This is a genomic window from Mycobacterium sp. SMC-15, from assembly GCF_045310925.1.
Taxonomy (GTDB): Bacteria; Actinomycetota; Actinomycetes; order Mycobacteriales; family Mycobacteriaceae; genus Mycobacterium.
The window spans coordinates 97,676-119,723 of sequence record NZ_JBJIAJ010000010.1; the positions used below are offsets into that span (position 1 = coordinate 97,676).

21 protein-coding genes are annotated in these 22,048 nt (G+C 68.2%); 11 read left to right on the forward strand and 10 right to left on the reverse strand.

Features of this window, described 5'->3' with window-relative positions:
- The first annotated feature begins 152 nt into the window (after positions 1-152).
- The 4 genes from ACJH71_RS15780 to ACJH71_RS15795 are packed head-to-tail and all read left to right on the forward strand — an operon-like array spanning position 153 to position 4,005.
- Complete coding sequence (locus ACJH71_RS15780; RefSeq protein ID WP_406759027.1) at positions 153-983, forward strand: arylamine N-acetyltransferase; 831 nt, start codon at positions 153-155, stop codon at positions 981-983.
- Positions 983-1,609, forward strand: coding sequence for a S1 family peptidase (locus tag ACJH71_RS15785; protein ID WP_406758935.1), 627 nt, complete (start codon positions 983-985; stop codon positions 1,607-1,609). The genes ACJH71_RS15780 and ACJH71_RS15785 overlap by 1 nt, the downstream gene beginning before the upstream one ends.
- Before the next feature lie 50 nt (positions 1,610-1,659).
- Positions 1,660-3,495, forward strand: a complete 1,836-nt coding sequence (locus tag ACJH71_RS15790) for an acyl-CoA dehydrogenase (RefSeq protein ID WP_406758936.1) — start codon at positions 1,660-1,662, stop codon at positions 3,493-3,495.
- A gap of 15 nt (positions 3,496-3,510) precedes the next feature.
- Complete coding sequence (locus tag ACJH71_RS15795) at positions 3,511-4,005, forward strand: hypothetical protein (RefSeq protein ID WP_406758937.1); 495 nt, start codon at positions 3,511-3,513, stop codon at positions 4,003-4,005.
- Between the two features lie 7 nt (positions 4,006-4,012).
- Here the strand turns inward: ACJH71_RS15795 and ACJH71_RS15800 are convergent, their stop codons facing one another.
- The 3 genes from ACJH71_RS15800 to ACJH71_RS15810 all read right to left on the reverse strand — a co-directional run bounded on the left by ACJH71_RS15800 (position 4,013) and on the right by ACJH71_RS15810 (position 7,128).
- Positions 4,013-4,768: a hypothetical protein gene (locus ACJH71_RS15800; RefSeq protein ID WP_406758938.1), complete on the reverse strand. Its 756-nt coding sequence runs from the start codon at positions 4,766-4,768 to the stop codon at positions 4,013-4,015.
- A gap of 65 nt (positions 4,769-4,833) precedes the next feature.
- Positions 4,834-6,306 (reverse strand): aldehyde dehydrogenase, encoded by a 1,473-nt coding sequence (locus ACJH71_RS15805; protein WP_406758939.1) that lies wholly within the window; start codon positions 6,304-6,306, stop codon positions 4,834-4,836.
- Between the two features lie 54 nt (positions 6,307-6,360).
- Positions 6,361-7,128 carry a class I SAM-dependent methyltransferase gene (locus ACJH71_RS15810; RefSeq protein ID WP_406758940.1) on the reverse strand — a complete coding sequence of 256 codons (768 nt, stop codon included), beginning with the start codon at positions 7,126-7,128 and terminating at the stop codon, positions 6,361-6,363.
- Positions 7,129-7,251: 123 nt separating this feature from the next.
- Between ACJH71_RS15810 and ACJH71_RS15815 the strand changes: the two genes are divergently transcribed.
- Entirely contained in the window at positions 7,252-8,406 is a 1,155-nt protein-coding gene (locus tag ACJH71_RS15815) for a glycosyltransferase family 4 protein (protein WP_406758941.1), read from the forward strand.
- Positions 8,407-8,418: 12 nt separating this feature from the next.
- On the opposite strand, the gene ACJH71_RS15820 is transcribed toward ACJH71_RS15815, so the two are convergent.
- Positions 8,419-9,753, reverse strand: a complete 1,335-nt coding sequence (locus ACJH71_RS15820) for an amidase (protein ID WP_406758942.1) — start codon at positions 9,751-9,753, stop codon at positions 8,419-8,421.
- 115 nt (positions 9,754-9,868) lie between these two features.
- On the opposite strand from ACJH71_RS15820, the gene ACJH71_RS15825 reads away from it, so the two are divergent.
- Positions 9,869-10,294, forward strand: coding sequence for a thiol-disulfide oxidoreductase DCC family protein (locus ACJH71_RS15825; RefSeq protein ID WP_406758943.1), 426 nt, complete (start codon positions 9,869-9,871; stop codon positions 10,292-10,294).
- Positions 10,295-11,074 (forward strand): PhzF family phenazine biosynthesis protein, encoded by a 780-nt coding sequence (locus tag ACJH71_RS15830; RefSeq protein ID WP_406758944.1) that lies wholly within the window; start codon positions 10,295-10,297, stop codon positions 11,072-11,074. It abuts the gene before it with no gap.
- Here ACJH71_RS15830 and ACJH71_RS15835 read toward each other — a convergent pair.
- Positions 11,052-12,761, reverse strand: coding sequence for a hypothetical protein (locus tag ACJH71_RS15835; RefSeq protein WP_406758945.1), 1,710 nt, complete (start codon positions 12,759-12,761; stop codon positions 11,052-11,054). The two genes, ACJH71_RS15830 and ACJH71_RS15835, sit on opposite strands and share 23 nt — an antisense overlap.
- A 7-nt stretch (positions 12,762-12,768) precedes the next feature.
- Positions 12,769-14,037, reverse strand: a complete 1,269-nt coding sequence (locus tag ACJH71_RS15840) for a DUF3068 domain-containing protein (RefSeq protein WP_406758946.1) — start codon at positions 14,035-14,037, stop codon at positions 12,769-12,771.
- Between the two features lie 104 nt (positions 14,038-14,141).
- Here ACJH71_RS15840 and ACJH71_RS15845 point away from each other — a divergent pair, with 104 nt between their 5' ends.
- Positions 14,142-15,332 (forward strand): acyltransferase family protein, encoded by a 1,191-nt coding sequence (locus tag ACJH71_RS15845; RefSeq protein WP_406758947.1) that lies wholly within the window; start codon positions 14,142-14,144, stop codon positions 15,330-15,332.
- Here the strand turns inward: ACJH71_RS15845 and ACJH71_RS15850 are convergent.
- Positions 15,269-16,597 (reverse strand): DUF2236 domain-containing protein, encoded by a 1,329-nt coding sequence (locus tag ACJH71_RS15850; RefSeq protein WP_406758948.1) that lies wholly within the window; start codon positions 16,595-16,597, stop codon positions 15,269-15,271. The genes ACJH71_RS15845 and ACJH71_RS15850 overlap by 64 nt on opposite strands.
- A gap of 78 nt (positions 16,598-16,675) precedes the next feature.
- Positions 16,676-18,004: an oxygenase MpaB family protein gene (locus tag ACJH71_RS15855; protein WP_406758949.1), complete on the reverse strand. Its 1,329-nt coding sequence runs from the start codon at positions 18,002-18,004 to the stop codon at positions 16,676-16,678.
- A gap of 91 nt (positions 18,005-18,095) precedes the next feature.
- Between ACJH71_RS15855 and ACJH71_RS15860 the strand changes: the two genes are divergently transcribed.
- A complete protein-coding gene (locus ACJH71_RS15860) occupies positions 18,096-18,677 on the forward strand; it encodes a TetR/AcrR family transcriptional regulator (protein WP_406759028.1) in 582 nt (193 codons plus the stop codon).
- Between the two features lie 4 nt (positions 18,678-18,681).
- Here ACJH71_RS15860 and ACJH71_RS15865 read toward each other — a convergent pair whose 3' ends face one another.
- Both ACJH71_RS15865 and ACJH71_RS15870 read right to left on the reverse strand, forming a co-directional pair.
- Positions 18,682-19,659 (reverse strand): phosphotriesterase-related protein, encoded by a 978-nt coding sequence (locus ACJH71_RS15865; RefSeq protein ID WP_406758950.1) that lies wholly within the window; start codon positions 19,657-19,659, stop codon positions 18,682-18,684.
- Positions 19,660-19,712: 53 nt separating this feature from the next.
- Positions 19,713-20,171 carry a MarR family winged helix-turn-helix transcriptional regulator gene (locus ACJH71_RS15870; protein ID WP_406758951.1) on the reverse strand — a complete coding sequence of 153 codons (459 nt, stop codon included), beginning with the start codon at positions 20,169-20,171 and terminating at the stop codon, positions 19,713-19,715.
- 158 nt (positions 20,172-20,329) lie between these two features.
- On the opposite strand from ACJH71_RS15870, the gene ACJH71_RS15875 reads away from it, so the two are divergent.
- Both ACJH71_RS15875 and ACJH71_RS15880 read left to right on the forward strand, forming a co-directional pair.
- Positions 20,330-21,427, forward strand: coding sequence for an LLM class flavin-dependent oxidoreductase (locus ACJH71_RS15875; protein ID WP_406759029.1), 1,098 nt, complete (start codon positions 20,330-20,332; stop codon positions 21,425-21,427).
- A complete protein-coding gene (locus tag ACJH71_RS15880; RefSeq protein ID WP_406758952.1) occupies positions 21,424-22,023 on the forward strand; it encodes an FMN reductase in 600 nt (199 codons plus the stop codon). Before ACJH71_RS15875 ends, ACJH71_RS15880 begins: the two co-directional genes overlap by 4 nt.
- Positions 22,024-22,048 lie beyond the last annotated feature (25 nt).

Genomic DNA, 22,048 nt, shown 5'->3' on the forward strand with positions numbered 1-22,048 from the left:
GGCCGTGGAACGTCGTCCGACCAGTCGTTGTCCGGCGTGTCCACCGCGGCCCCCTCAATTGAAACGTGTTCTAGTTTTACCTATATTACCGGCTCAGACCCGCTGGTGGATACCATCAGCGCACTTGTTCCGAGAGCCGAGGGGAGCTCCGCATCGACCTGCAGGCGTACTTCGACCGCATCGGCTATCGCGGTGGCACCGAGCCGACGCATGAGACGCTCACCGCCCTGGTGTCCGCGCACGTCCGGCGCATTCCGTTCGAGAATCTCGACCCCCTGATGGGTGTACCGGTGATCGACCTCAGCTCGGCGGCACTGAGCGCCAAGCTGGTGGCGCGACGCCGTGGCGGCTACTGCTACGAGCACAACAACCTGATGTGCGAGGTGCTGTCTGAACTCGGCTTCGGGGCCGAGCGGCTGGCCGCGCGGGTGGTGTGGATGGCCCCGGAAGGGCTGGAAGGCCCGCCGAGCCCTCAGACGCACCAGGCCTTGGCGGTGACGATCCCGGGCTCGGACCAGCTCTATCTCGTCGACGTGGGATTCGGCGGGCAGACACCGACCGCACCGATCCCGATGGTCCCCGACGAAGTTCAGCAGACCTCGCATGAGCCGTTCCGGTTGCGTCGGCACGGCAATGACGCGGACGAGTTGGTGTTGGAGACGCTGATCGGTGAGCGCTGGCGGCCGCTGTACATCTTGGGCCTGCGGCCGCGGCCGCTGATCGACTTGCAGGTGGGCAGTTGGTATGTGTCCACCTTCCCCGAGTCGAATTTTGTGGTCGGCCTCAGCGCCTCCTTGGTGACCGACGATGCACGCTGGAACCTGCGCGGTCGCAACCTCGCCATCCACGCCGGCGGTGGCACCGAGCGGATTCGGTTCGACGACGCCGCCCAGGTGTGCACGGCCCTGACCGACCGCTTCGGCATCGATCTGGCCGAGCTGGGCGACGTCGAGGCCAAAGTGGCATCGGTGCTGGACACCTGATGGGCAAGATCGCGTGGGCGGGCGTCATGACGGCCGCGGGACTGGCCTTTGCCGGTGTCGCGTCGGCCGGGCCGATGCCTGGCATCGAGCTGCTGGACGACAACAGCAGCTGCACGGCGGGCTTTCTCACCCAGGACGACGTCGGCGGCTACTACCTGCTGACCAGCGGGCACTGCGACTCGCATGACGGATCGCAGTGGACCGACATCTTCGAGACGCCGCTCGGCATAATCACCGCCAGCGAGGACAACGGTGAGGACCGCGACGCCGCGATCATCCGGCTCGACCCGGATGCCGGTCGACCCAACCCCAAGATTGCCGGCCGCTACCCGGTGGCGGGCGTGCTGTCGGCGGATCAGATTCACGTCGGGATGACGATTTGCAAGACCGGCGCCCAGACCGGTGAGACCTGTGGTCCGGTGACCGCCGTCAACGGCAACCTCGTGGAAACCCGCGTGTACAGCACCATCGGGGACAGCGGCAGTCCCGGCTTCGTGGTCAACCCCGACGGCAGCGTCAGCGCGGTCGGGATTCTGCAGGGTGGACCCGTGGACGACGACTCCAGCACCGACTTCGTCCTGGTGGAGCCGATCCTGCGCCAATGGGGATTGCACGTAGTGCGTTAGAACGTTGCGATTCCGGCGACCCGCGCATCGTCAAGGTGCATGCTGGAATCATGGGTCACTTCAAGAGCAATGTGCGCGACCTGGAGTTCAATCTGTTCGAACTGCTGAGCCTGGAGAAATGCCTGGCTGATGGCGCGTTCGGAGATCTCGACGGCGACACCGTGCGCCAGATGCTGGCCGAAGCCGCCCGGCTGGCCGAGGGGCCGGTAGCCGAGTCCTTTGCCGCCAGCGATCGCCATCCGCCGGTGTTCGATCCGGCCACCCACCATGTGACGCTGCCCGAACCCTTCAAGGAGTCGTTGCGGGCCTGGAAAGAGGGCGAGTGGTTTCGGATCGGCCTGGTCGAGGAGGTAGGCGGGGTGCCGGCGCCGTCGATGGTGTCCTGGGCGATCAACGAACTGGCGCTGGGCGCCAATCCCGCGGTGTTCATCTTCATGGCCGGCCCGATCTTCGCCAACATTCTCTACGGGCTGGGCAACGAGCAGCAGCGGCACTGGGCCTCCATGGCGATCGAGCGGAACTGGGCCGCCACCATGGTGCTCACCGAACCCGACGCCGGCTCTGACGTCGGGGCGGGCCGAACCAAGGCCATCGAGCAGCCCGACGGCAGCTGGCACATCGACGGCGTCAAGCGATTCATCACCAATGGCGACACCGACGACCTGTTCGAGAACATCATGCATATGACCCTGGCCCGACCCGAGGGTGCCGGACCGGGGACCAAGGGGCTCAGCCTGTTTCTGGTGCCGAAGTTTTTGCCGGACCCCCAGACCGGGGAGCCCGGCGAGCGCAACGGGGTCTTCGTCACGGGGCTGGAACACAAGATGGGACTGAAGGTTTCGACCACCTGCGAGCTGACCTTCGGTCAGCATGGCATCCCGGCGAAAGGGTGGCTGGTCGGCGACACTCGCAATGGCATCGCGCAGATGTTCCACGTCATCGAATATGCGCGAATGATGGTGGGAACCAAGGCGATCGCCACGCTGTCCACCGGCTATCTCAATGCCCTGGAGTACGCCAAGACGCGCATTCAGGGGGCCGACCTGACCCAGATGACCGACAAGACCGCGCCGCGGGTGTCGATCATCCATCACCCGGATGTGCGGCGCGCCCTGATGATGCAGAAGGTCTACGCCGAGGGCATGCGGGCGCTGTACCTCTACACCGCCGCCCACCAGAACCCGCAAGTTGCCATGCAGGTGTCGGGCGCCGACGCCGAGATGGCCGAACGGGTCAACGACCTGCTGCTTCCGATCGTCAAGGGCGTCGGCTCGGAGCGGGCCTATCAGTACCTGACCGACTCGCTGCAGACCTTCGGCGGCTCGGGTTTCCTGCAGGACTATCCGATCGAGCAGTACATCCGTGACGCCAAGATCGATTCACTGTATGAGGGCACCACCGCGATTCAGGCGCAGGACTTCTTCTTTCGCAAGATCGCCCGCGACCGCGGGGTGGCATTGGCGCATCTGGTAGCCCAGATCGAGGCGTTGATCGACAACGCCGACGGCCACAAGGAGCTGGCCGACTCGCGCAAGCTGCTGGCCGCCGCGCTCGACGATGCCCGGGCGATGGTGGCCGCCATGACCGGATACATGTTCGGCTCACAGCAGGACCCCCGAGAGCTCTATCGGGTGGGCCTGGGCTCGGTGCGGTTCCTGCTGGCCGTCGGCGATCTGGTGATCGGCTGGCTGCTGATGCGTCAGGCCGAGATCGCGCTGACGGCGCTGGACCAAGGGGCGTCCGGTGACGAGCAGCATTTCTACCGCGGAAAGGTGGCGGCGGCAAAGTTCTTCGCGGCCAACGTGTTACCCCGCCTCGGCGCAGACCGACGCATGGTGGAAAGCGAGGATCTCGCGTTGATGGATCTCTCCGAGGACGCGTTCTAGCGAAGACGTCCCGCCGTGGACACCCACACCCGGAAGTACCAGCTGCCCGACCACGGCTATGCCATCGTGCGGTGGGCCCACGAGCTGGCCCAGGGCCGCGGCGCGGTCGTGGTGGAACCGGACATCGAGGCGGTCCGCCGTCGTGACGGCGCACTGACCTTCGTCGACGTGGCACCGTTCAAGACCGTGCCGGACGGGCCGCTGTCGGTGCTGCGCGAACTGCTTGACCTCGAAGTCCTGGAGCTGCGCGCCTGGAGCAAGCGCGGATTCGCCCGGTTTCACAAGCGCGCCGCCGCCAAGCGGGCCGAGCGGATCTGCCGGGAACACGGCAGTGACGCCGCGGTCGAATGGGTGCTGGCCAACGCCAGCACCGATCAGGTGGATGTCGGTGAGCTCCGGGACCGACTCGGCGCGCGGCTCTACACCGCCGGCGGGCGCGACGAAGATTTCTACCGCGCCCAGGTGGGGCGCTGCATCGAGCACCGCCGACGCCGCCGACTCAACGGCTGAGCGCGGATCAGCTGCGCCGTTGGCGAACCTTGTAGGTGGACGGCCACGACACTCGGGTGTCGTCGCCTGACAGCGGGGTTCCCTTGGTGCCGACGGTGACGTTGTAGGCCTCCTCGCCGGGGCCGACTTCACGGGTGGCGTGTTCGGTGGCCAGGTAGTACAGCTGGTCGATCTCCAGGTCGACGAAGGCGACAAAGCTCGTCTTGCGCACCGCGTCGCCGAAGCCGGCGGTCATCCGATCCGACAGGATGCGCGATGCGATCGCCGCCGCGGCCAGGGTCGCGAACGGAATGACCCAGGAGCACAGGTAGATCAGCGGTGTGCCGGCGTCGGGCAGCAAGATCTCCGGGATTACCGCCGAGACCAACATTGCCGTCACAGCGCCCACCCAGATCCACGTCACCCGATCCACGACGGGACGCAGCAGTTCGGATTGCGCCACCGCCGCCGGCAGATCCGCCTTGACGGCGGCTGCTACCACGGATCTGCCCAGGGCCATGCCGACAAGCAGCGTCGCGAGCAGTCCGGCGAAACTCAACGCCAGCACCCAGCGCTGCGCCCCGGTGAACGCCAGCGGCAGCGCCGCCAGCACCGTGAAGGTCGCAACGGCGCCGATACTCACGGGCCGTTCCGACGAGTCGCGGTTGCTGACCAGGACGGTGAACGCAACAACCAGCGCCACCGCCGCCGCGATCACTGGCGGCGCATTTCCTACCAACACCCAATACACCGCCCAGGGTGCAAACCACACCAGCACGCCCACGCACGGCAGTATAGGGACTTACCGTTGCAGCAACGGCAAGGTGAACTGATCTGAGCCGCTACCGATCAGGCGTCCAGCGTGTAGCCCATCGGCATCAGCACGCTCTTCTGCTGGGTGAAGTGCTCGACGCCCTCTTTACCGTTCTCCCGGCCGATCCCGGAATTCTTAAAGCCGCCGAACGGGCAGCACGGGTCGAAGGCGTACCAGTTGATCCCGTACGTCCCGGTGCGGATCTTGTTGGCGATCTCAATCCCGCGCGGGACATCGGAGGTCCACACGCTGCCGGCCAGGCCGTAGACCGAGTCGTTGGCGATCGCGACCGCGTCGTCCTCGGTGTCGTAGGCGATGATGGACAGCACCGGCCCGAAGATCTCCTCCTGGGCGATGGTCATGGAGTTGTCCACGTCGGCGAACACGGTCGGCTCCACGAAGAAGCCGGAGTCCAGGCCCTCGGGGCGGCCGCCGCCGCAGACCAGCCGGGCGCCCTCCTCGATGCCCTTGGCGATGTAGCCCTCGACCCGCTCGCGCTGCTTCTCACTGATCAGCGAGCCGATCTGGGCGCCGGGGTCATTCGGCAGGCCGACCGGCAGTGCGGTGACGAAGTTCTTGACCGCCTCCACGACCTCCTCGTAGCGCGAGCGCGGCGCCAGGATGCGGGTCTGGGCCACACAGGCCTGACCGGTGTTCATGATCCCGGAGAACACCAGCATGGGGATCGCCGATGCCAGGTCGACGTCCTCGAGGACGATGGACGCCGACTTGCCGCCGAGCTCCAGCGTGCACGGCTTGAGCAGGTCCGCGGCGCGCTTGCCGATCTCCTTGCCGACGGCCGAGCTGCCGGTGAAGGAGAAGATGTCCACGTCCGGGTTGGAGGTCAGTGCCTGGCCGGTCTCGGCGCCGCCCGGCACCACCGACAGCACGCCTTCGGGCAAGCCCGCGTCGGCGAACGCCTGCGCCAGCAGGTTGGCGCTGAACGGTGTCTCGGCGGCGGGCTTGAGCACCACCGTGCAGCCGGCCAGCAGCGCCGGCCCCAGCTTGTTGACCGCCAGGAACAGCGGCACGTTCCACGCCACGATCGCGCCGACCACGCCGATCGGTTCGCGGCGCACGATCGTCTGACCGTAGGCGCCGGTGCGGACCTCTTCCCAGCTGACCTCGTCGGCGGCGGGTCCGGCGAAGAAGTTCAGGGCGCCCAGCGAGCTCATCCAGTGCATCGTCTCGACGCTCAGCGGGGGCTGGCCGGTCTCGGCGCCCAGCAGCGCGGTGAACTGGTCCTTGCGCTCTTCCATCAGCTTGATCGCCGCGGCGATCACCGCGGCCCGCTCGGCCGGCGGGGTCGACGGCCACGGGCCCGAGTCAAACGCGGTGCGTGCGGCGGCCACCGCGGCGTCCACGTCGCCCTTGGCTGCCAGCGGCACCTTGCCGACATACTCGCCGGTGGCCGGGCTGTGAACTTCGATCACCCGATCGGTGGACGGGGCGGTCCACTTGCCGCCGATGAAGAGGGTGTCGTATTCGGTGATGCTGGAGTCGGTCATGGGCGCCACCCTACCTAGCCGGCGGACGGATTAGAACACGTTGCAGTCAATCCGTTATTCCGGTTGCAGCACCAGCACCAGGTTGCTCACACCGAACTCGCGAATACCCGGCACCTTCGTCATCGACCACGCCCATCGCGGGTGATAACGGGGGAAAGCCGCGACCAGGGCGCCGGTGTGGCGGGCCCAGTCCAGACCCTCGGCGGCGGACACCGCGAACAATGACGAGCCGTAGTTGTTCTTCGGCGGATGACCATGCCGGCGGGTGTAGCGCCGGGCGGCGCGCTGCCCGCCCAGATAATGCGTCAGACCCATTTCGTGGCCGCCGAACGGGCCCAGCCACACCGTGTAGGACAGCACCGCCAGGCCGCCGGGCCGGGTGACCCGCAGCATCTCGTCGCCGAGCTGCCAGGGCCGCGGCACGTGCTCGGCGACGTTGGATGACAGGCAGATGTCCACGCTGGCGTCGGCGAAGGGCAGGGCCATGCCCGAGGCCCGCACGAAGCTGCCTGTGGCATCTGCGGGCCGCGGGCCCGCCGCGTGCATCTCGTCAGGGTCGGGTTCCACCCCGATGTAGCGCAGCCCGGCGGCGGCGAACGCGGCGGCGAAGTAGCCCGGCCCGCCGCCGACGTCGAGCACCGTCTTACCGGCCGGATCGTCGCCGCAGACCCCCCGCCACAGCTCGCTGACCATGGCGGCAGTGTCGTCGGCCAGCGCGCCGTAGAACCGGGCCGGCTCGCTCTGCTCGTAGCGGAACTGGGACAGCAGGCGCACCGAACGGGCCAGCGTCGCGCGTCGCGCGAACAGGTCGGTGGCAGCCACCGAGCCAGCCTAGAACCCGGCCTTGAACCCGCCGAGGGTGAAGGTGGTCGCGCGCCGGGGGCCGAACGTGCAGCTGGCTTCACGCTCGACGGGGCGAGGAGACGGCCGACTACCCTTGTCGGCGTGCCTGCTGTCCGCTCTGTCCTGCTGCTGTGCTGGCGTGACACCGGGCATCCGCAGGGTGGCGGTAGTGAGACCTACCTGCAGCGCATCGGCGCCGAGCTGGCCGCCGCCGGCGTGGCGGTCACGCTGCGTACCGCCCGCTACCCGGGCGCGCCCCAACACGAGATCGTCGACGGGGTGCACATCAACCGGCGCGGCGGGCCGTACACCGTGTACCTGTGGGCGGGGGCGGCCATGGTGGCCGCCCGGTTCGGTCTCGGCCAGCTGCGCCGGGTGCGGCCCGACGCGGTGATCGACACCCAGAACGGGTTGCCGTTTTTGGCCCGGCTCGCCTACGGGCGGCGGGTCGCGATGCTGGTGCACCACTGCCACCGCGAGCAGTGGCCGGTGGCTGGGCCGGTGCTGAGCCGGATCGGCTGGATGGTGGAGTCGAGGTTGTCGCCCTGGCTGAACCGGCGTAATCAGTACCTGACCGTGTCACTGCCCTCGGTGCGCGACCTGATCGAGCTCGGGGTGGGGCCCGAGCGCATCGCGGTGGTGCGCAACGGCCTCGACGAGGCGCCACCGGCGACGCTGACCCATCCACGCTCGCCGACGCCGCGGGTGGTGGTGCTGTCCCGCCTGGTGCCGCATAAGCAGATCGAGGACGCGTTGGATGCGGTCGCGGCCCTGCGTGCCCAGGTGCCGGGTCTGCACCTCGACGTCATCGGTGGAGGTTGGTGGAGCGACCGGCTGGTGGAGCACGCCGCGGAGCTGGGGATCACCGACGCGGTCACCTTCCATGGCCACGTCGACGAGGTCACCAAACACGAACTGGTGCAACGGGCATGGGTGCACGTGTTGCCGTCCCGCAAGGAGGGCTGGGGCCTGGCCGTCATCGAGGCGGGCCAGCACGGCGTGCCCACCATCGGTTACCGGTCCTCGGGTGGGCTGTCCGATTCGATCGTCGACGGGGTCACCGGGATGCTGGTCGACGACCGCGACGAGCTGGTCGAGCAACTTCACCGGCTGCTGGCGGATCCGGTGCTGCGCGAGCAGCTCGGCGACAAGGCGCAGGACCGCAGCGCCGAATTCTCGTGGCGGCAAAGCGCCGAAGGGCTGCACACCGTGCTGGTGGCGGTCCGAGAACGCCGCTACGTCAGCGGCGTGGTGTGAGGTTTCGGCTCGCTAAGCAGTGCGCGGCCAGGGTTGGAGCCGCTCGAGGTGAGCGGCGAGGCCCAGCAGGGTGCGCTCGGACCCGGGTTTGCCGACCAACTGCACGCCGACGGGCAGGCCGTGGCGGTCGAGTCCGGCGGGCACGGTCATCGCGGGCCAACCGATGATGTTCCACGGTGCCGCGAAGGGGGCGTAGCGCGCGTTGGTGACCAGCGAGGTGAGCCAGCCCCGCTGAGCCCAGCGTCGCGATCTGATCGGCGGCTGAGCCAGCGTCGGCGTGACCAGGACGTCGGTGTCGGCGAAGAAGTCGAACGCGCGCTGCCGCCACACCTCGCGCCCCTTGGGGTTCGCAAGACCCCGCTTCTCGACAGCGTCTCCGATCCGCACATGGATGCGGTTGCGGCGCTCCAACAAGGACGTGTTCACCGAAGCGCGTGCATCGGCCGCGGCTCCCGCCGTCCACAACGCCAGCGCGGTCGTGTTCATCAGCGTGGCCGGGTAACGCGGGGTCGCCGACCGAATAACGTGGCCGCCGCCGCGAAGAAGATCGGCCGTCCGATGGACCGTCTCGGCCCAATCTCGCGCTACCGGCGTCGCCAGGCTGGGGGCCGAAGTCGACACGGCGATCCGCAGGGTGGGCCCAGGGATCAGAACCGCGGCATCGGGATCGTCGGCCATGACGGAGAACATCAGCGCGGCATCTGCGACTGTGGTCGCGAGCGGTCCGTTCTCCGACATCCCTCCCCAGGATGCGTGCGCCTCTCCGACCGGCACCACCCCGTGACCAGGCTTGAGGCCAACCAATCCACAGCAGGCGGCCGGGATCCGAATGGAGCCCATGCCGTCGTTCCCGTGGGCGATGGGTACCGCTCCCGATGCGACCGCAGCCGCGGACCCTCCGGACGAGCCTCCCGGAGTCCGCTCCGGATTCCAGGGATTGCGGGTGACGCCGAAGGCTGAATCGGTTGCGCCCCAAATGCAGAGTTCGGGGACTCGAGTCAGCCCGACGATCACCGCGCCGGCGGCGCGAAGGCGACGAACCACCTCGTGATCGGCTGCTCGAGGCGCCGCACTGGTGGCCAGCGTGCCGTCCCGCATCGGTTCACCGGCGACGGCGATGTTGTCCTTGATGGCAATCGGAACGCCCGCCAACGGAAGCGACCCGCGATCGTCACGGGCATCGATCGCGTCCGCCTCGGCCAGCGCAGCGTCGTTGCGGATCACCTGCCACGCGTTGAAGATCGGCTGGGTCTGCTCGATCCGGTGCAGCGCCCGCTGTGTGGCGGCTCGGGCCGTCAGCATTCCGCGCTGAACTGCGGCCGCAATCTCGGTCGCGGTGAACTCCACGTCGAGACCCTATCGCCCGCAATCCTCAGTTGGCGCCGACTTCCTACCGGTTGGCGAACTGCTTCATACTGGCCTAAGAGCCTAAGAGGTTGTGCAGACACGTGGAGGTGCGCCGGTGACCGACGACCACCCAGCTCCGGTGCTGCTTTACGACGGCGTCTGCGGAATCTGCAATCGATCGGTGCAGAGCATTCTGCGGTTCGACCGGCGCGGCACCCTGCGATTCGCGGCACTGGAAAGCGACTTCGCTCGCGCGATCATCGAGCGCCACCCGGAGCTGCGGGATGTCGATTCGATGGTCTTCGTGGAGAACCCCGGCCGGCCCGATGAGCACATCGACGTTCGATCCGCGGCGGCCCTGCGGGTGCTCAGTTATCTCGGTGGCCCGTTCCGGCTGCTGCTTGCGGCCCGCGTCATCCCGGCACGGCTGCGTGACTGGCTCTACGACCGCTTCGCCGCCGTGCGTTATCGATTGGGCGGTCGGCACGACACCTGCCCCATCCCGGGCCCCGGCGTGCGGGCCCGCTTCCTGGACGCCTAGGTGCCCGTCCCCGCTTATTTGGTAGACACTTTCACGACGACCAGGTTCCGCGGGAACCCCACCGGCGTGGTGCTGCTGGACGGTCCGGCCGACACTAGGTGGATGCAAGCGGTCGCAGCAGAGTTCAACTGCCCGGCAACAGCATTCATCGGTCTGGCCGAGTCGGACCCCGCTGCGCGACCCCTACGGTGGTTCAGTCCGGTGGCCGAACTGGCGTTGTGCGGTTCGGGAACCCTGGCCAGCGCTCATGTCCTTGGCGGTGATCAGTCGTTCAGGGCGGGCGACCGGGTGTTGTTCTGTACGACGGGGCCCGATGGTGCGATCAGCATGGGTTTTCCGGCGGATCCGGTGCGCGCCGAGTCGCCGACAGCGGAACTGGTGGCGGGCCTGCCCGGGGTGAGCATCCGCTCGGTGTGGCGGGGAAGCATGGACGTGGTGGTGGAAGCCGGCTCGGCCGCCGAAGTCCGTGCGCTGAACCCGGACACGGCGTCGCTGGCGAAGGTCGACGCCCGCGCCGTCGTGGTGACCGCAGGCGGTGACGGCGCCTCCGACGTCGTGAGCCGGGTGTTCGCGCCCCGCTTCGGGTTGCCCGAGGATCCGGTGACCGGCTCAGCGCACTGCACCCTCGCGGCGCTGTGGGGCGAGCGGCTGGGGGTCGCCGAGTTCTCGGCCGAGCAGGCCTCAGCGCGCGGCGGGGAATTGCGGGTCCGTTGCGACGGTGACCGTGTCCTTCTGATCGGTCACGCCGTCACAGTCTTCAGTGGCGAGCTGCGCCGTTAGCCGGCAGATGACGTCGTAGCGCGGGCGCCGCCAGTCCTCCCGCGCCCACCGCCAGCATCGCCAGCCACACCAGGTGGGCGGCCAGCGCGGCCCGGCGCGGCCCGGCCGAAGCCTTCGGCGCACGGCCCCCGACCCGGTACACGATGAAGTCCGAATCCTTGTAGGCCACCGGAAGCCGACTCAACGTCTTTGCTGCAGAGCCTATTTCGCCATCCGCGTCGGTCTCCTTGACCACCCATCCCACTCCGTTGACGCCGAGCGTGGCGGGTTCAGCGCCGGACAGCAGGGCCTGCTGCACCGCCCGGGCGTGGGTGCCCTCGCCGGGGACGGTCTGCCCGCCCACGGTCAGGTCACCGGTGGTGAGCACCTCGGCACGCACCCACCGGGGCAGCGGATCGAGCACCGGAGCCGGTCCCACCCAAAGGAAGTGGCGCATGGTGTCGGCCGGCAGCACGGCCACCGGGCGCGGATCGGCGTTGATCTTGGCCGCCACCGCCGCCCACCCGGGCGGGTAGTGCACCGGAGTGACCCGTCCGGCCACACCCCAGGCCAGGTCGGGCAGCACGACGACCAGCGCGACACAGCACACCAGCGCCGCGCGCGCCGGCGGCAGCCGGTCCCGCAGCCCCACGACCGCCCCTGCGCCGGCCAGCGCGTAGCCCGGCACCGCCAACGCCACCCACTTCTGACCGTCGCGCAGCATCCCGATCCCGGGCGCGATATCGGTGGCCCAGCGCAGCAGCGCCAGCCCCGGCCCGGTGGCCAACAGGGTGAACGCCAGCACCGTCGAGCCCGCCAGGATCAGCAGCGGCCGCGCCGCAGGCAGGTCACGCACCGACGACCAGCCCAGCCCCAGCACCCCGATGAACGCCGCCGTCGCCAGCAGCGCAAAAGCCGTTCGTCGCGAACCGGGCACCGCCTCGGCGTTCCAGATCCCGCCGAGCCCGGCGAGGCTGCCCAGGGTGCCCAGGCCGGGCTCGGCGCGGGCCGCGAATGCCGCCACCCCGGCCGACTCGCCCTGTGCGGATCCGGGGCTCAGCACCACCGCCATCAGCCAGGGCAGGGCGGCGGTCGCCGCGATCGCCACCGCACTCACCGCGCACCACCATCGCGGCGGCCCGGCACCGGGCGCCGCGACGCACACCAGCGCCACCACCGCCGCCAGCAACAGCCCGGTGGGGGTCAAACCGGCCAGCGCCAGGAACAACACCAGGCCGAAGAGTCCGGTCGCTCCGGCGCGCAATCCGAGCATCGCCGCCGCCACCCACGGCAGGCAGCCGTATCCGACCAGCAGGCTCCAATGGCCCTGCAACAGCCGCTCGGCCACATAGGGGTTCCAGATCGCCACGGTGGTCGCCACCAGTTGACCGGGCAGCCCGGCCTCCGGCAGCACCATCGCCACCAGCCGTGCCGCACCGCATCCGGCCAGCCACAGGCCCGCGAACAGCAGCGCCTTGACCACGGTGCCGCCGTCGATCAGTCGCGACGCCAGCGCCACCGCGAAGTCCTGCGGCACCGCTCTCGGTGACGCCTCACCCAACCCGAGGGCAGCCCCGGTCAGATATGAGCGGGGCGTCGAAACCGCGTCTCGCAACAGCAGATAACCCGGACGCAGCACTGGCGCCAGGATGAACAACGTCAACCCGAGTGCATAGCAGGGCGCGATCGCGCGCCTGGCTCGCACCACCGCGGAACTACGACTGGTCGGGAGCTGAATCCGGGGTGGCGCGCTCCGGGGGGCTCGATTCCGGAGGCCCCGACGGGCGGTCCAGCTGGGGACGTTGCGCCGGCAGCTTCTCGGTCTCGGCCTCGGCCCCCGACGGGCGGTCGGCCGTCGGGGCCTTGGGCGCGAACCCGCCGAAGAATCCACCGTCGGAGCCGTGCCGGTCGCCACGGCCCAGCGCGGCCTCGGCCGGCAGGCTGAACCAGCCGACCAGGATGCCGCCGATCAAGCAGATTAGCCCGGCCGCGGTGAAGGTGATCGGCAGGATCCGGGACCACAGTGCCACCCGGTCGCGCTCGTTGCGGGCCGCGTTGACCTGCGCTTCGATGGTCTCCTCGGAGCTGGTGACCGTGTAGTCGGCCAGCGCAATCTCGGGCTTGAGCGCATCCCGGGCGTAGTAGTGGTTGGCGTGCAACTTCGACTTCACGATGGTGCCTGAGACGGGGTCGACCCACATCGTGCGCTGCGCGGCGTAGTACCGCGTCATCGTGACGTCCTCGTCGGGGTCGGCGCCTTCGATGTTCCAGAGTCGGGCGGGCGCGGTGATCTCACCGTCTTCGTCGTGGCCGTACAGCGACGGGTAACGCACCGGCTCGGCCAGGCTGCCGTCGCCGTCGTAGCCGACGTTCTGGACGAACCGGTAGGTGGTCAGCCCGTTGACGTCGTCCTCACCCTCGTAATTGGCCTCGTAGGCCTTCTGCGCGATCGGGTCGAAGTACTGGTAGGACTGCTTCTTGGTGTCGAAGGGGAACCGGTAGGACAGTCCCTCGTGCGGCAGGGCGATGTTGGTGGGCGGGGTCTCGTCCTCAAAGTTCCGCGGCCGCTGGACCGAGCCGCCCGGGTGGGTGTCATCCGAAATCGCCTCGGCGGTCGTGCGGTTCAGCGTCACGGTGTCGACGATGGCCAGCAGCAGCCCGGTGTCCTTCTGCCGGTCCGCGCGGCGCAGCGACGAGCCGACCTGCAGGGTCACCACGTCTGCGTTGGCGGGCGATTCGACACCGATCTGCTGCTGGGACACCAGCGGCACGTCCTGGTCGACGACGGCGTGCTCACTGCCGAGGGACTCCGGGTCCAACGCGGCGCCGCTGCCGTTGCCGATCAGCGTGACATCGATGTCGAGGGGAATCTTGGCGATCTTGCCCACCGTGTAGGTGGACAGCAACAGTGCCGCGACCATCAGGGCGGCGCCGAGACCCATGACTGCGCATGCCGCGATACGCATCATGATTGCTCGGTTCACGTCGCCGCTTCCTCCTTTTGACCCCGTACCCAAATTTGTTTGACCCTAACAGCAGCAGACGCAACAGCTACTGTGTGTCCATCGATGCCTCGGTCGGAAAACAGATGAGTCAGCAGGTAGGTGGCGTACGCAGCTTCCTGCCCGCCGTCGAGGGTATGCGCGCCTGCGCGGCCATCGGGGTGGTGATCACGCATGTCGCGTTTCAGACCGGGCATTCGACGGGGATCAGCGGCCGGCTCTGGGGTCGTTTCGACATGGCCGTCGCGGTGTTCTTCGCGCTGAGCGGATTCTTGCTCTGGCGTGGCCACGCCGCGGCCGCGCGCGGACTGCGCCCCGCGCCGCCGACCGGGCATTACCTGCGGTCGCGGGTGGTGCGGATCATGCCGGCCTACCTGGTGTCGGTGGTGGTGATCCTCGCGCTGCTGCCCGACGCCGGGGGCGCCAGCCTGGTGGTGTGGCTGGCCAATCTCACGATGACGCAGATCTATGTGCCGCTGACCCTGACCCCGGGCCTGACCCAGATGTGGAGCCTGGCCGTGGAGGTCAGCTTCTACATCGCACTGCCATTGCTGGCGCTGGCGGCGCGGCGGCTACCGGTGCGCGCCCGGATACCGGCGATCGCGGGCGTGGCGCTGCTCAGCCTCGGCTGGGGATTCCTGCCCATCCACACGCCCTACGGGGTGAACCCGTTGAACTGGGCGCCGGCTTACGGCTGCTGGTTCGGGGCGGGCATGCTGCTGGCGGAGTGGGCGTACAGCCCGGTCGGCCGGGTGCACCGCCTGGCCCGTCGGCGGCTGCCGATGGCGCTGCTGACCGTGGTGGCGTTCGGAGTGGCGGCGTCGCCGCTGGCCGGACCGGAGGGGCTGACCTCGGCCACCGTCGGGCAGTTCATCGTGCGCACCGCGATGGGCGGCGTGCTGGCCTGGGCGCTGTTGGCACCGCTGGTACTGGACCGGCCGGACACACCGCACCGGTTCTTGGCCAGCGCGCCGATGGTGACGTTGGGCCGCTGGTCCTACGGGATCTTCATCTGGCACCTGGCGGCCCTCGACATGGTGTTCCCCGTGATCGGCCGATTCGCGTTCACCGGGGACATGGCGGTGGTGCTGGCGCTGACGATGGTGTTCACCGTCGCTATCGCCGCGGTCAGCTATGCCCTGGTCGAGCAGCCGTGCCGGGAGAAGCTACGCGGCTGGGAGACCCGGCGTCCGGCGGAGCGCCCCGATGTCGCTCAGGCGGCTTTGCCCGACGGGGTGTACTCGGCGGAGTCGCTGGTGAATTCGGGCGTGCCGTAAGCGGCCAGTCGCCGTTTGAGCAGCCGCAGCACGTAGGCGTTGGTAAGCCGGCGCAGGCCGGGGGTGCGCACCGCGCGTTGCACCACCAGCAGGCGGCCCGTCACGAACGGAGCCGTCAGGGCGATCCGCGCATAGTCGCCCGCACTGAGAGTGACGCTCATCTTCTTGGCCACGTCACGTTTCCCGCCGCAGAACGTCTTGACGAAAAAGGCCTTGCTGTAGCTCTTCTCGACCGCATCGGCGATGCGCTCACTGAGGGTCTGCTCCTGGCGCAGGTAGGCGGCCATCGTCGAGCGAACCAACTCTCCGCAGGTGGAGTCGTCGAAGTCGTCGCGCAACAGCGCAGCACGGGCGCTGAACACTCGGATGATCTCGTCGGGTGTGGTCGGCAGCAGCTCCTCGGGCAGGCCGAGCAGAACGCAGCGGTAACGGGTGAACTCGACCTGAGCGCGCTCGCTCGGCGTGAACTCCGTGCGCTTTTGGCGGCGGGCGTCCATCGCCAGCACGAAGAGGTTGATCATCCCGGCCGGCATCTGGTCGATCTGCGGAATCGGCAGGCCGTAGATGCCGATGTCCCACTTCGGGGATCGCTTGAGCGCGTTGAAGCGGACCATCGAGTGCATCAGCCGCACCATGGCCGCCGCCTCGAAACCCGGGCCGTGCCGGTCCAGCGCGCCGGGCAGCGTGGTGACGGCGAAGAAACTGGTGGTCTCGTTTACCCGCCCGGCGGCACGCTTGCCCGAGAGTGCGCCGGTCAGGGCCATCGGCAGGGCGGCGTAGGTGTTGAGGAAGGTCGCGATGAACGCACCGCGGACGACGAACGGCGCCAACAGCGCCATCGGGAGTCGGGAGTGCTCGGCGCCTTTTCGGACCAGGTCCATGTCCAGCCAGTCCGGGGTGGCCTCCATGTCGGCGATGAACGCCGCCAGCTCCGGCGGCGCGTCGGCCACGGCGTCGATACCGTGGCGACAGGCCTGCTTGAGCATGCCGATCAGGGTGCTGACGCTGTACTGGCCCATCAGTGCGGCGTAGGAGTCCGACACCACATCGCCCAGCCAGGTGGCCGTCGTGATCAATTCGACGGCGGCATCGTCGGCCAGCAACTTGGCCCGGTTGGCCGGATTGCCGGGCAGTGACGAGATGTCGTCGGGGGAGTTCGCCGTGCGGTAGGGCTGTACGTCGAAGTCCAGGTCGCCGTAGAGCTCCGGCAACAGCTCGGCCTGACGGCGCACGCGCTGGTGCAGGTCGGGGTAGTGCGTGGGCATTCAAGGACCTCCGAATTAACTAACAAGCTGTGAGTTGCAGCCAACAGAACCGGTGCCGGCGTTGTCAAGCGGGTGCGGCTACACGGGCTTCTCGGCCGGGGTGTAGTCGGCGGCATCGCTGGTGAATTCGGGTACCCCGTAGGTCTTCAACCGGTATTTCAGCAGCCGGATGATGTAGTCATCGACGAACGGCTGCAGCAGGGAGGAACGATTGGCTTTCTGCACGATCAGCAGTCGGCCGACGATAAACGGTGCGGTCAGCCCGATCCGGATGACGTCGGCCACCCCGATCGGCACGCCCATCGATTTCGCGACGGCACGGTCGCCACTGCAGAACGCCTTGATGAAAGCCGCCTTGCTGTAGCTGCGCTCCACCGTATCGGCGATGCGTTCGCGCAGGCTCTCGTTCGGGCGTAGGTAGGCGGCCATTGTGGAGCGGATCATCTCGCCGCAGGTGGCGTCGTCGAAGTCGTCGCGCAGTAGTGCCGCACGCGCGTGGAAGACGCGGACGATCTCCGCCGGTGTGCGGGGCAGCAGCTCGTCGGGCAGCCCCAGCAGGAAGTTGCGGTAGTGCGTGAACTCGACGACCGCGCGTTCGCGGGCACTGAACTCGGTGCGGCCCTGGCGCTGTGCGGCCAGCGACAGCAGGTAGAGGTTGATCATGCCGGCGGGCATCTGGTCGACTTGGGGGATCGGCAGCCCGTAGACGTCGACGTCCCATTTCGGGGACCGTTTCAGGGCGTTGTAGCGCACCATCGAGTGCATCAGCCGCACCATGGCCGCCGCCTCGAAGCCGGGCCCATGCCGCTCCAGGGCGCCGGGCAGGGTGGTGATCGCGAAGAAGCTGGTGGTCTCGTTGACGCGTCGGGCGGCCCGTTTGCCCGACAGTGCCCCGGTGAGCGCCATCGGCAGCGCCGCGTAGGTGTTGACGAACGTCGCGATAAACGCGCCCCGGGTGATGAACGGCGACACCAACGCCGCCGGGATGCGGGACTCGCGGGCACCGCGGCGCACCACGTCCATGTCCAGCCAGTCCGGTGCGTCTTCCATCGCGGCGATGAATGCGTGCAGTTCCGGTGGCGCGTCGGGGACGGCCTCGATTCCCTTGCGGCAGGCCAGCTTCAACATGCCGATCAGGTCGGTGACGCTGTATTCCGACATCAGGGTGGCGTAGGCGTCGGCCACCGCATCGCCGAGCCAGGTCGCCGCGCAGATCAGCTCGACCGCGGGCTCGTCGGCCAGATAGGGGTCGCGCTCGGCCACCCAGGCCGGCAGCGACGACACGTCGTCGGGTGAGGTTGCCGTCCGGTAGGGCTGGACGTCGAAGTTCAGCCCGCCGTAGAGAGCCGGCAGGATCTCGGCCTGGCGGCGAACGCGCTCGGCAAGCTCGGGGTAGTGCGTGGTCATCGACGGCCTCCGCATAACTCACAGGTTGTTAGTTACAGCTAACAGAGCGTTAATTATGCTGTCAAGTGTGATCGGGGGCAGTCGGCAGCGGATGACGGGCGAGGCACGACGCGAGCAGATCCTCGACGTCGCCCACGCGATCGTCGACGCGGAGGGCTTCCACGCCGCCACGCCGAACCGGGTCGCGCTCGGCGCCGGAGTCAATCGGTCACTGATCTATCAGCAGTTCGGAAGTCCCGCAGGTCTTTTCGTCGCACTCATCGATCGTGAAGCGGCCCGTGCCGCGGCCCAGTTCACCGCCGCGATCACCGGCACCGAGAACCCCGGCGCCGACGGCTTCCTGGCGCGGGTCTTCGACGGGGTGCTGCGCGCCACCGACGGCCACGCCGCCACCTGGCGACTGTTCCTGTTTCCGCCTCAGGGTGCGCCACCGGAGCTGCATGAGCGGCTGGCCGGCGCCGAGGCCGCCGTCCGGGCCTTCCTCACCCGTGAACTGCTGCGCAGCCTGCCCGATCTGCCGGATCCCGACTACACCGCGCGCGTCGTTGCCGCCATCGGCCGCGAATTGCTGCAACTGCGACTCAGCGATCCCGATCAGGCCACCCCCGAGCGGCTGCGCGCGATTCTCGATTCGCTGGAGCTCAATGTCGGCAGCCGGTCTCGACGAACGTAGGGCCTCAGTAGCCGCCGGAGTGCTCGAAGATCTTGCGCGGGTTGTCGACCAGCATGGTGCGTAGCTGCTCCTCGGTGACGCCGCGCTGTCGTAGCGCCGGAATCACGTCGTTGTGGATGTGCAGGTAGTGCCAGTTCGGTGCGGCCACCGAGCTCAGGTCGCCGGGCAGTGCATCGAAATAGCAGTTGGCATCGTGGGAGAGCACCATCTTGTCGGCGTGGCCGCGCTCGCACATGGCTGCCACCGTGTTCACCCGCTCCTCGAACGGCAGGATCAGGTCGATCCCGAAGCGGTCCATGCCCAGATACGATCCCGCCGCGATCAGCTCTTCCAGATAGCCCAGGTCGGTGCTGTCTCCGGAGTGCCCGATCACCACCCGGGACAGGTCGACGCCTTCTTCCTCGAAGATGCGCTGCTGTTCCAGGCCGCGGCGGGTGCCGGCGTGGGTGTGGGTGGAGATGGGTGCGCCGGTCCGGCGATGGGCGTTGGCCACCGCGCGGAGCACCCGCTCGACGCCGGGAGTCACGCCGGGTTCGTCGGTGGCACACTTGAGGATTCCCGCCTTGATCCCGGTGTCGGCGATGCCGGACTCGATGTCGCGGACGAACATGTCGGCCATGATCTCGGGGCCGTCCAGCATGGTGCCGGGCCCGCGATAGTGGTAGAAGAACGGCACGTCGTTATAGGTGTAGATGCCGGTGGCCACCACGATGTTCAGGTCGGTACCGGCGGCGACCCGGGCGATCCGCGGGATGTAGCGGCCCAGTCCGATCACCGTGAGGTCGACGATGGTGTCGACTCCGGCGGCCTTCAGCGCGTCCAGCCGGGTGATGGCGTCGGCTATTCGGGCGTCCTCGTCGCCCCAGGCTTCCGGATAGTTCTGGGCGATCTCGGTGGTCATGATGAACACGTGCTCGTGCATCAGGGTGACGCCGAGGTTCGCGGTGTCGATGGGCCCGCGCGCGGTGTGGCAGTGCGACATGGCTCGATCGTATGGAGATCGACGCGGCGGTCGGTTGCCTTCGCCGAGAATGCCTACGGGTGCTCGAGCAGATTGTCGCGGATTCGCGCGTAGGAGTGGGTGAACAGTTCCACCTCGCGCGGACTGAGCGAGTCGAACAGGCCGGCCCGCACCGCTTGCACGTGACCGGGTGCGGCGGCTCGCAGCTTGTCCATGCCTGACTCGGTGAGCTCGGCGTATTGGCCGCGTTTGTCTTCCTCGCACTTGACCTGGTGGACCCAGCCGGCGTCGGTCAGCCGTTTGACCGCTCGGGTCACTCCGCTGCGAGTCGTCACGGTGATGTCGGCCAACTCGTTCATCCGCAGCCGGCGTTCCGGCGCCTCGGACAGCAGCGCCAGGATCTCGAAGTCGGACAGGGTCAGTCCCGCATCGGCGGCCAGTTGTCGGTCCAGGCTGCGTAGCAGCAGCCGGGTGCTGTCGAGGTAGCCCCGCCACATCTGCTGTTCCTCCTCGTTGAGCCACCGTGTCTCCATGACGCCGAATATAGTTGACATGAGCACAATCGTCCAGGTGGCGTGGCGCGTTAAGCGGCCAGAAAATGCGGAAATGGACCGTCAACTAGTTGCGTTAGCAACTATCAGTTAGAGTGCTGACAACGAACCAAGGAGGGCCCGCAGTGACGACCACCGGTATGCAGTTCGGCATCTTCACCGTCGGCGATGTGACCGTCGACCCGACCACCGGCCGCGCGCCGACTGAGGCCGAGCGCATCAAGGCGACCGTGGCGATCGCCAAGAAGGCCGAGGAAGTGGGCCTGGACGTCTTCGCCACCGGTGAGCATCACAACCCGCCGTTCGTGCCGTCGTCGCCGACCACCCTGCTGGGCTACATCGCGGCGCAGACGCAGCGGATCCAGCTGACCACCGCCACCACGCTGATCACCACGAACGACCCGGTGAAGATCGCCGAGGACTACAGCGTGCTGCAGCACCTCGCCGACGGCCGGGTGGACCTGATGCTGGGGCGGGGCAACACCGGACCGGTGTACCCCTGGTTCGGCAAGGACATCCGGACCGCGCTGCCGCTGACGGTGGAGAACTATCAGTTGCTGCGCCGGTTGTGGCGTGAGGAGGTCGTCGACTTCAGCGGTGAATACCGCACCCCGCTGCACGGATTCACCCTGGCACCGCGTCCGCTGGACGGGGTTCCGCCGTTCGTCTGGCACGGGTCCATCCGCACGCCCGAGATCGCCGAGCTGGCCGCGCACTTCGGCGACGGCTTCTTCGCCAACCACATCTTCTGGCCGGCGTCGCATACCAAGCGGATGGTGCAGCTGTACCGCCAGCGCTTCGAGCACTACGGCCATGGTGGTGCCGACCAGGCGATCGTGGGCCTGGGCGGTCAGGTGTTCCTGCGGCCCAACAGTCAGGACGCGGTCAACGAGTTCCGGCCTTACTTCGACAATGCCCCGGTCTATGGGCACGGTCCGAGCCTGGAGGAGTTCAGTGATCAGACCCCGCTGACGGTCGGCTCGCCGCAGCAGGTGATCGACAAGACCCTGAGCTTCCGGGACTACGTCGGCGACTACCAGCGCCAGCTGTTCTTGGTCGACCACGCGGGTCTGCCGTTGAAGACGGTGCTCGAACAGCTCGATCTGCTGGGCGAGCACGTCGTCCCGGTGCTGCGCAAGGAGTTCGCCATCGGACGGCCCGCGCACGTTCCCGGTGCGCCGACGCACCAGTCGCTGGTCGAGGCTGCGCGGCAACCCGAGATTCAGGAGGCGTCATGAAGTTGATCGTGATCAGTGGCGGCCTGCGTGAGCCGTCGTCCACCCGACTGCTGGCCGACCGGCTCGGCGCGGCGGTCCGCGCCGAGCTCGGGCAGGTCGACATCGAGGTCATCGAGCTGCGCCATCTGGCCCGAGCGATCACCGACGCGATGTTGACCGGGTTCGCCTCACCGGAGCTGGAGGAGGTGTTCGGCGCGGTTGCGGGCAGTGACGGAGTGGTCGCGGTGACGCCGACGTTCAACGCGACGTTCAGTGGGTTGTTCAAGTCGTTCTTCGACGTGCTGCCCGAGCAGACGCTGGAGGGGATGCCGGTGCTGATCGCGGCGACCGGCGGTACGCAGCGCCACTCGCTGGTGCTGGACCACGCCCTGCGTCCGATGTTCTGCTATCTGCATGCGCTGGTATCGCCCACCGGGGTGTTCGCCGCCACCGCGGACTTCGGCGCGGACGGGTCCGGCTCGGGCCTGCCCGAACGGATCGCCAAGGCGGCCAGGGATTTCGCTCGGCTGTTGCGGGCGAGCGGCTCACGGCCGCACCGAGACCAGTTCAACGACGAGCTGACCGAGATACAGGGCCTGCTGACCGGCACGCACTGACACGACACAACAACCAAAGGAGAGA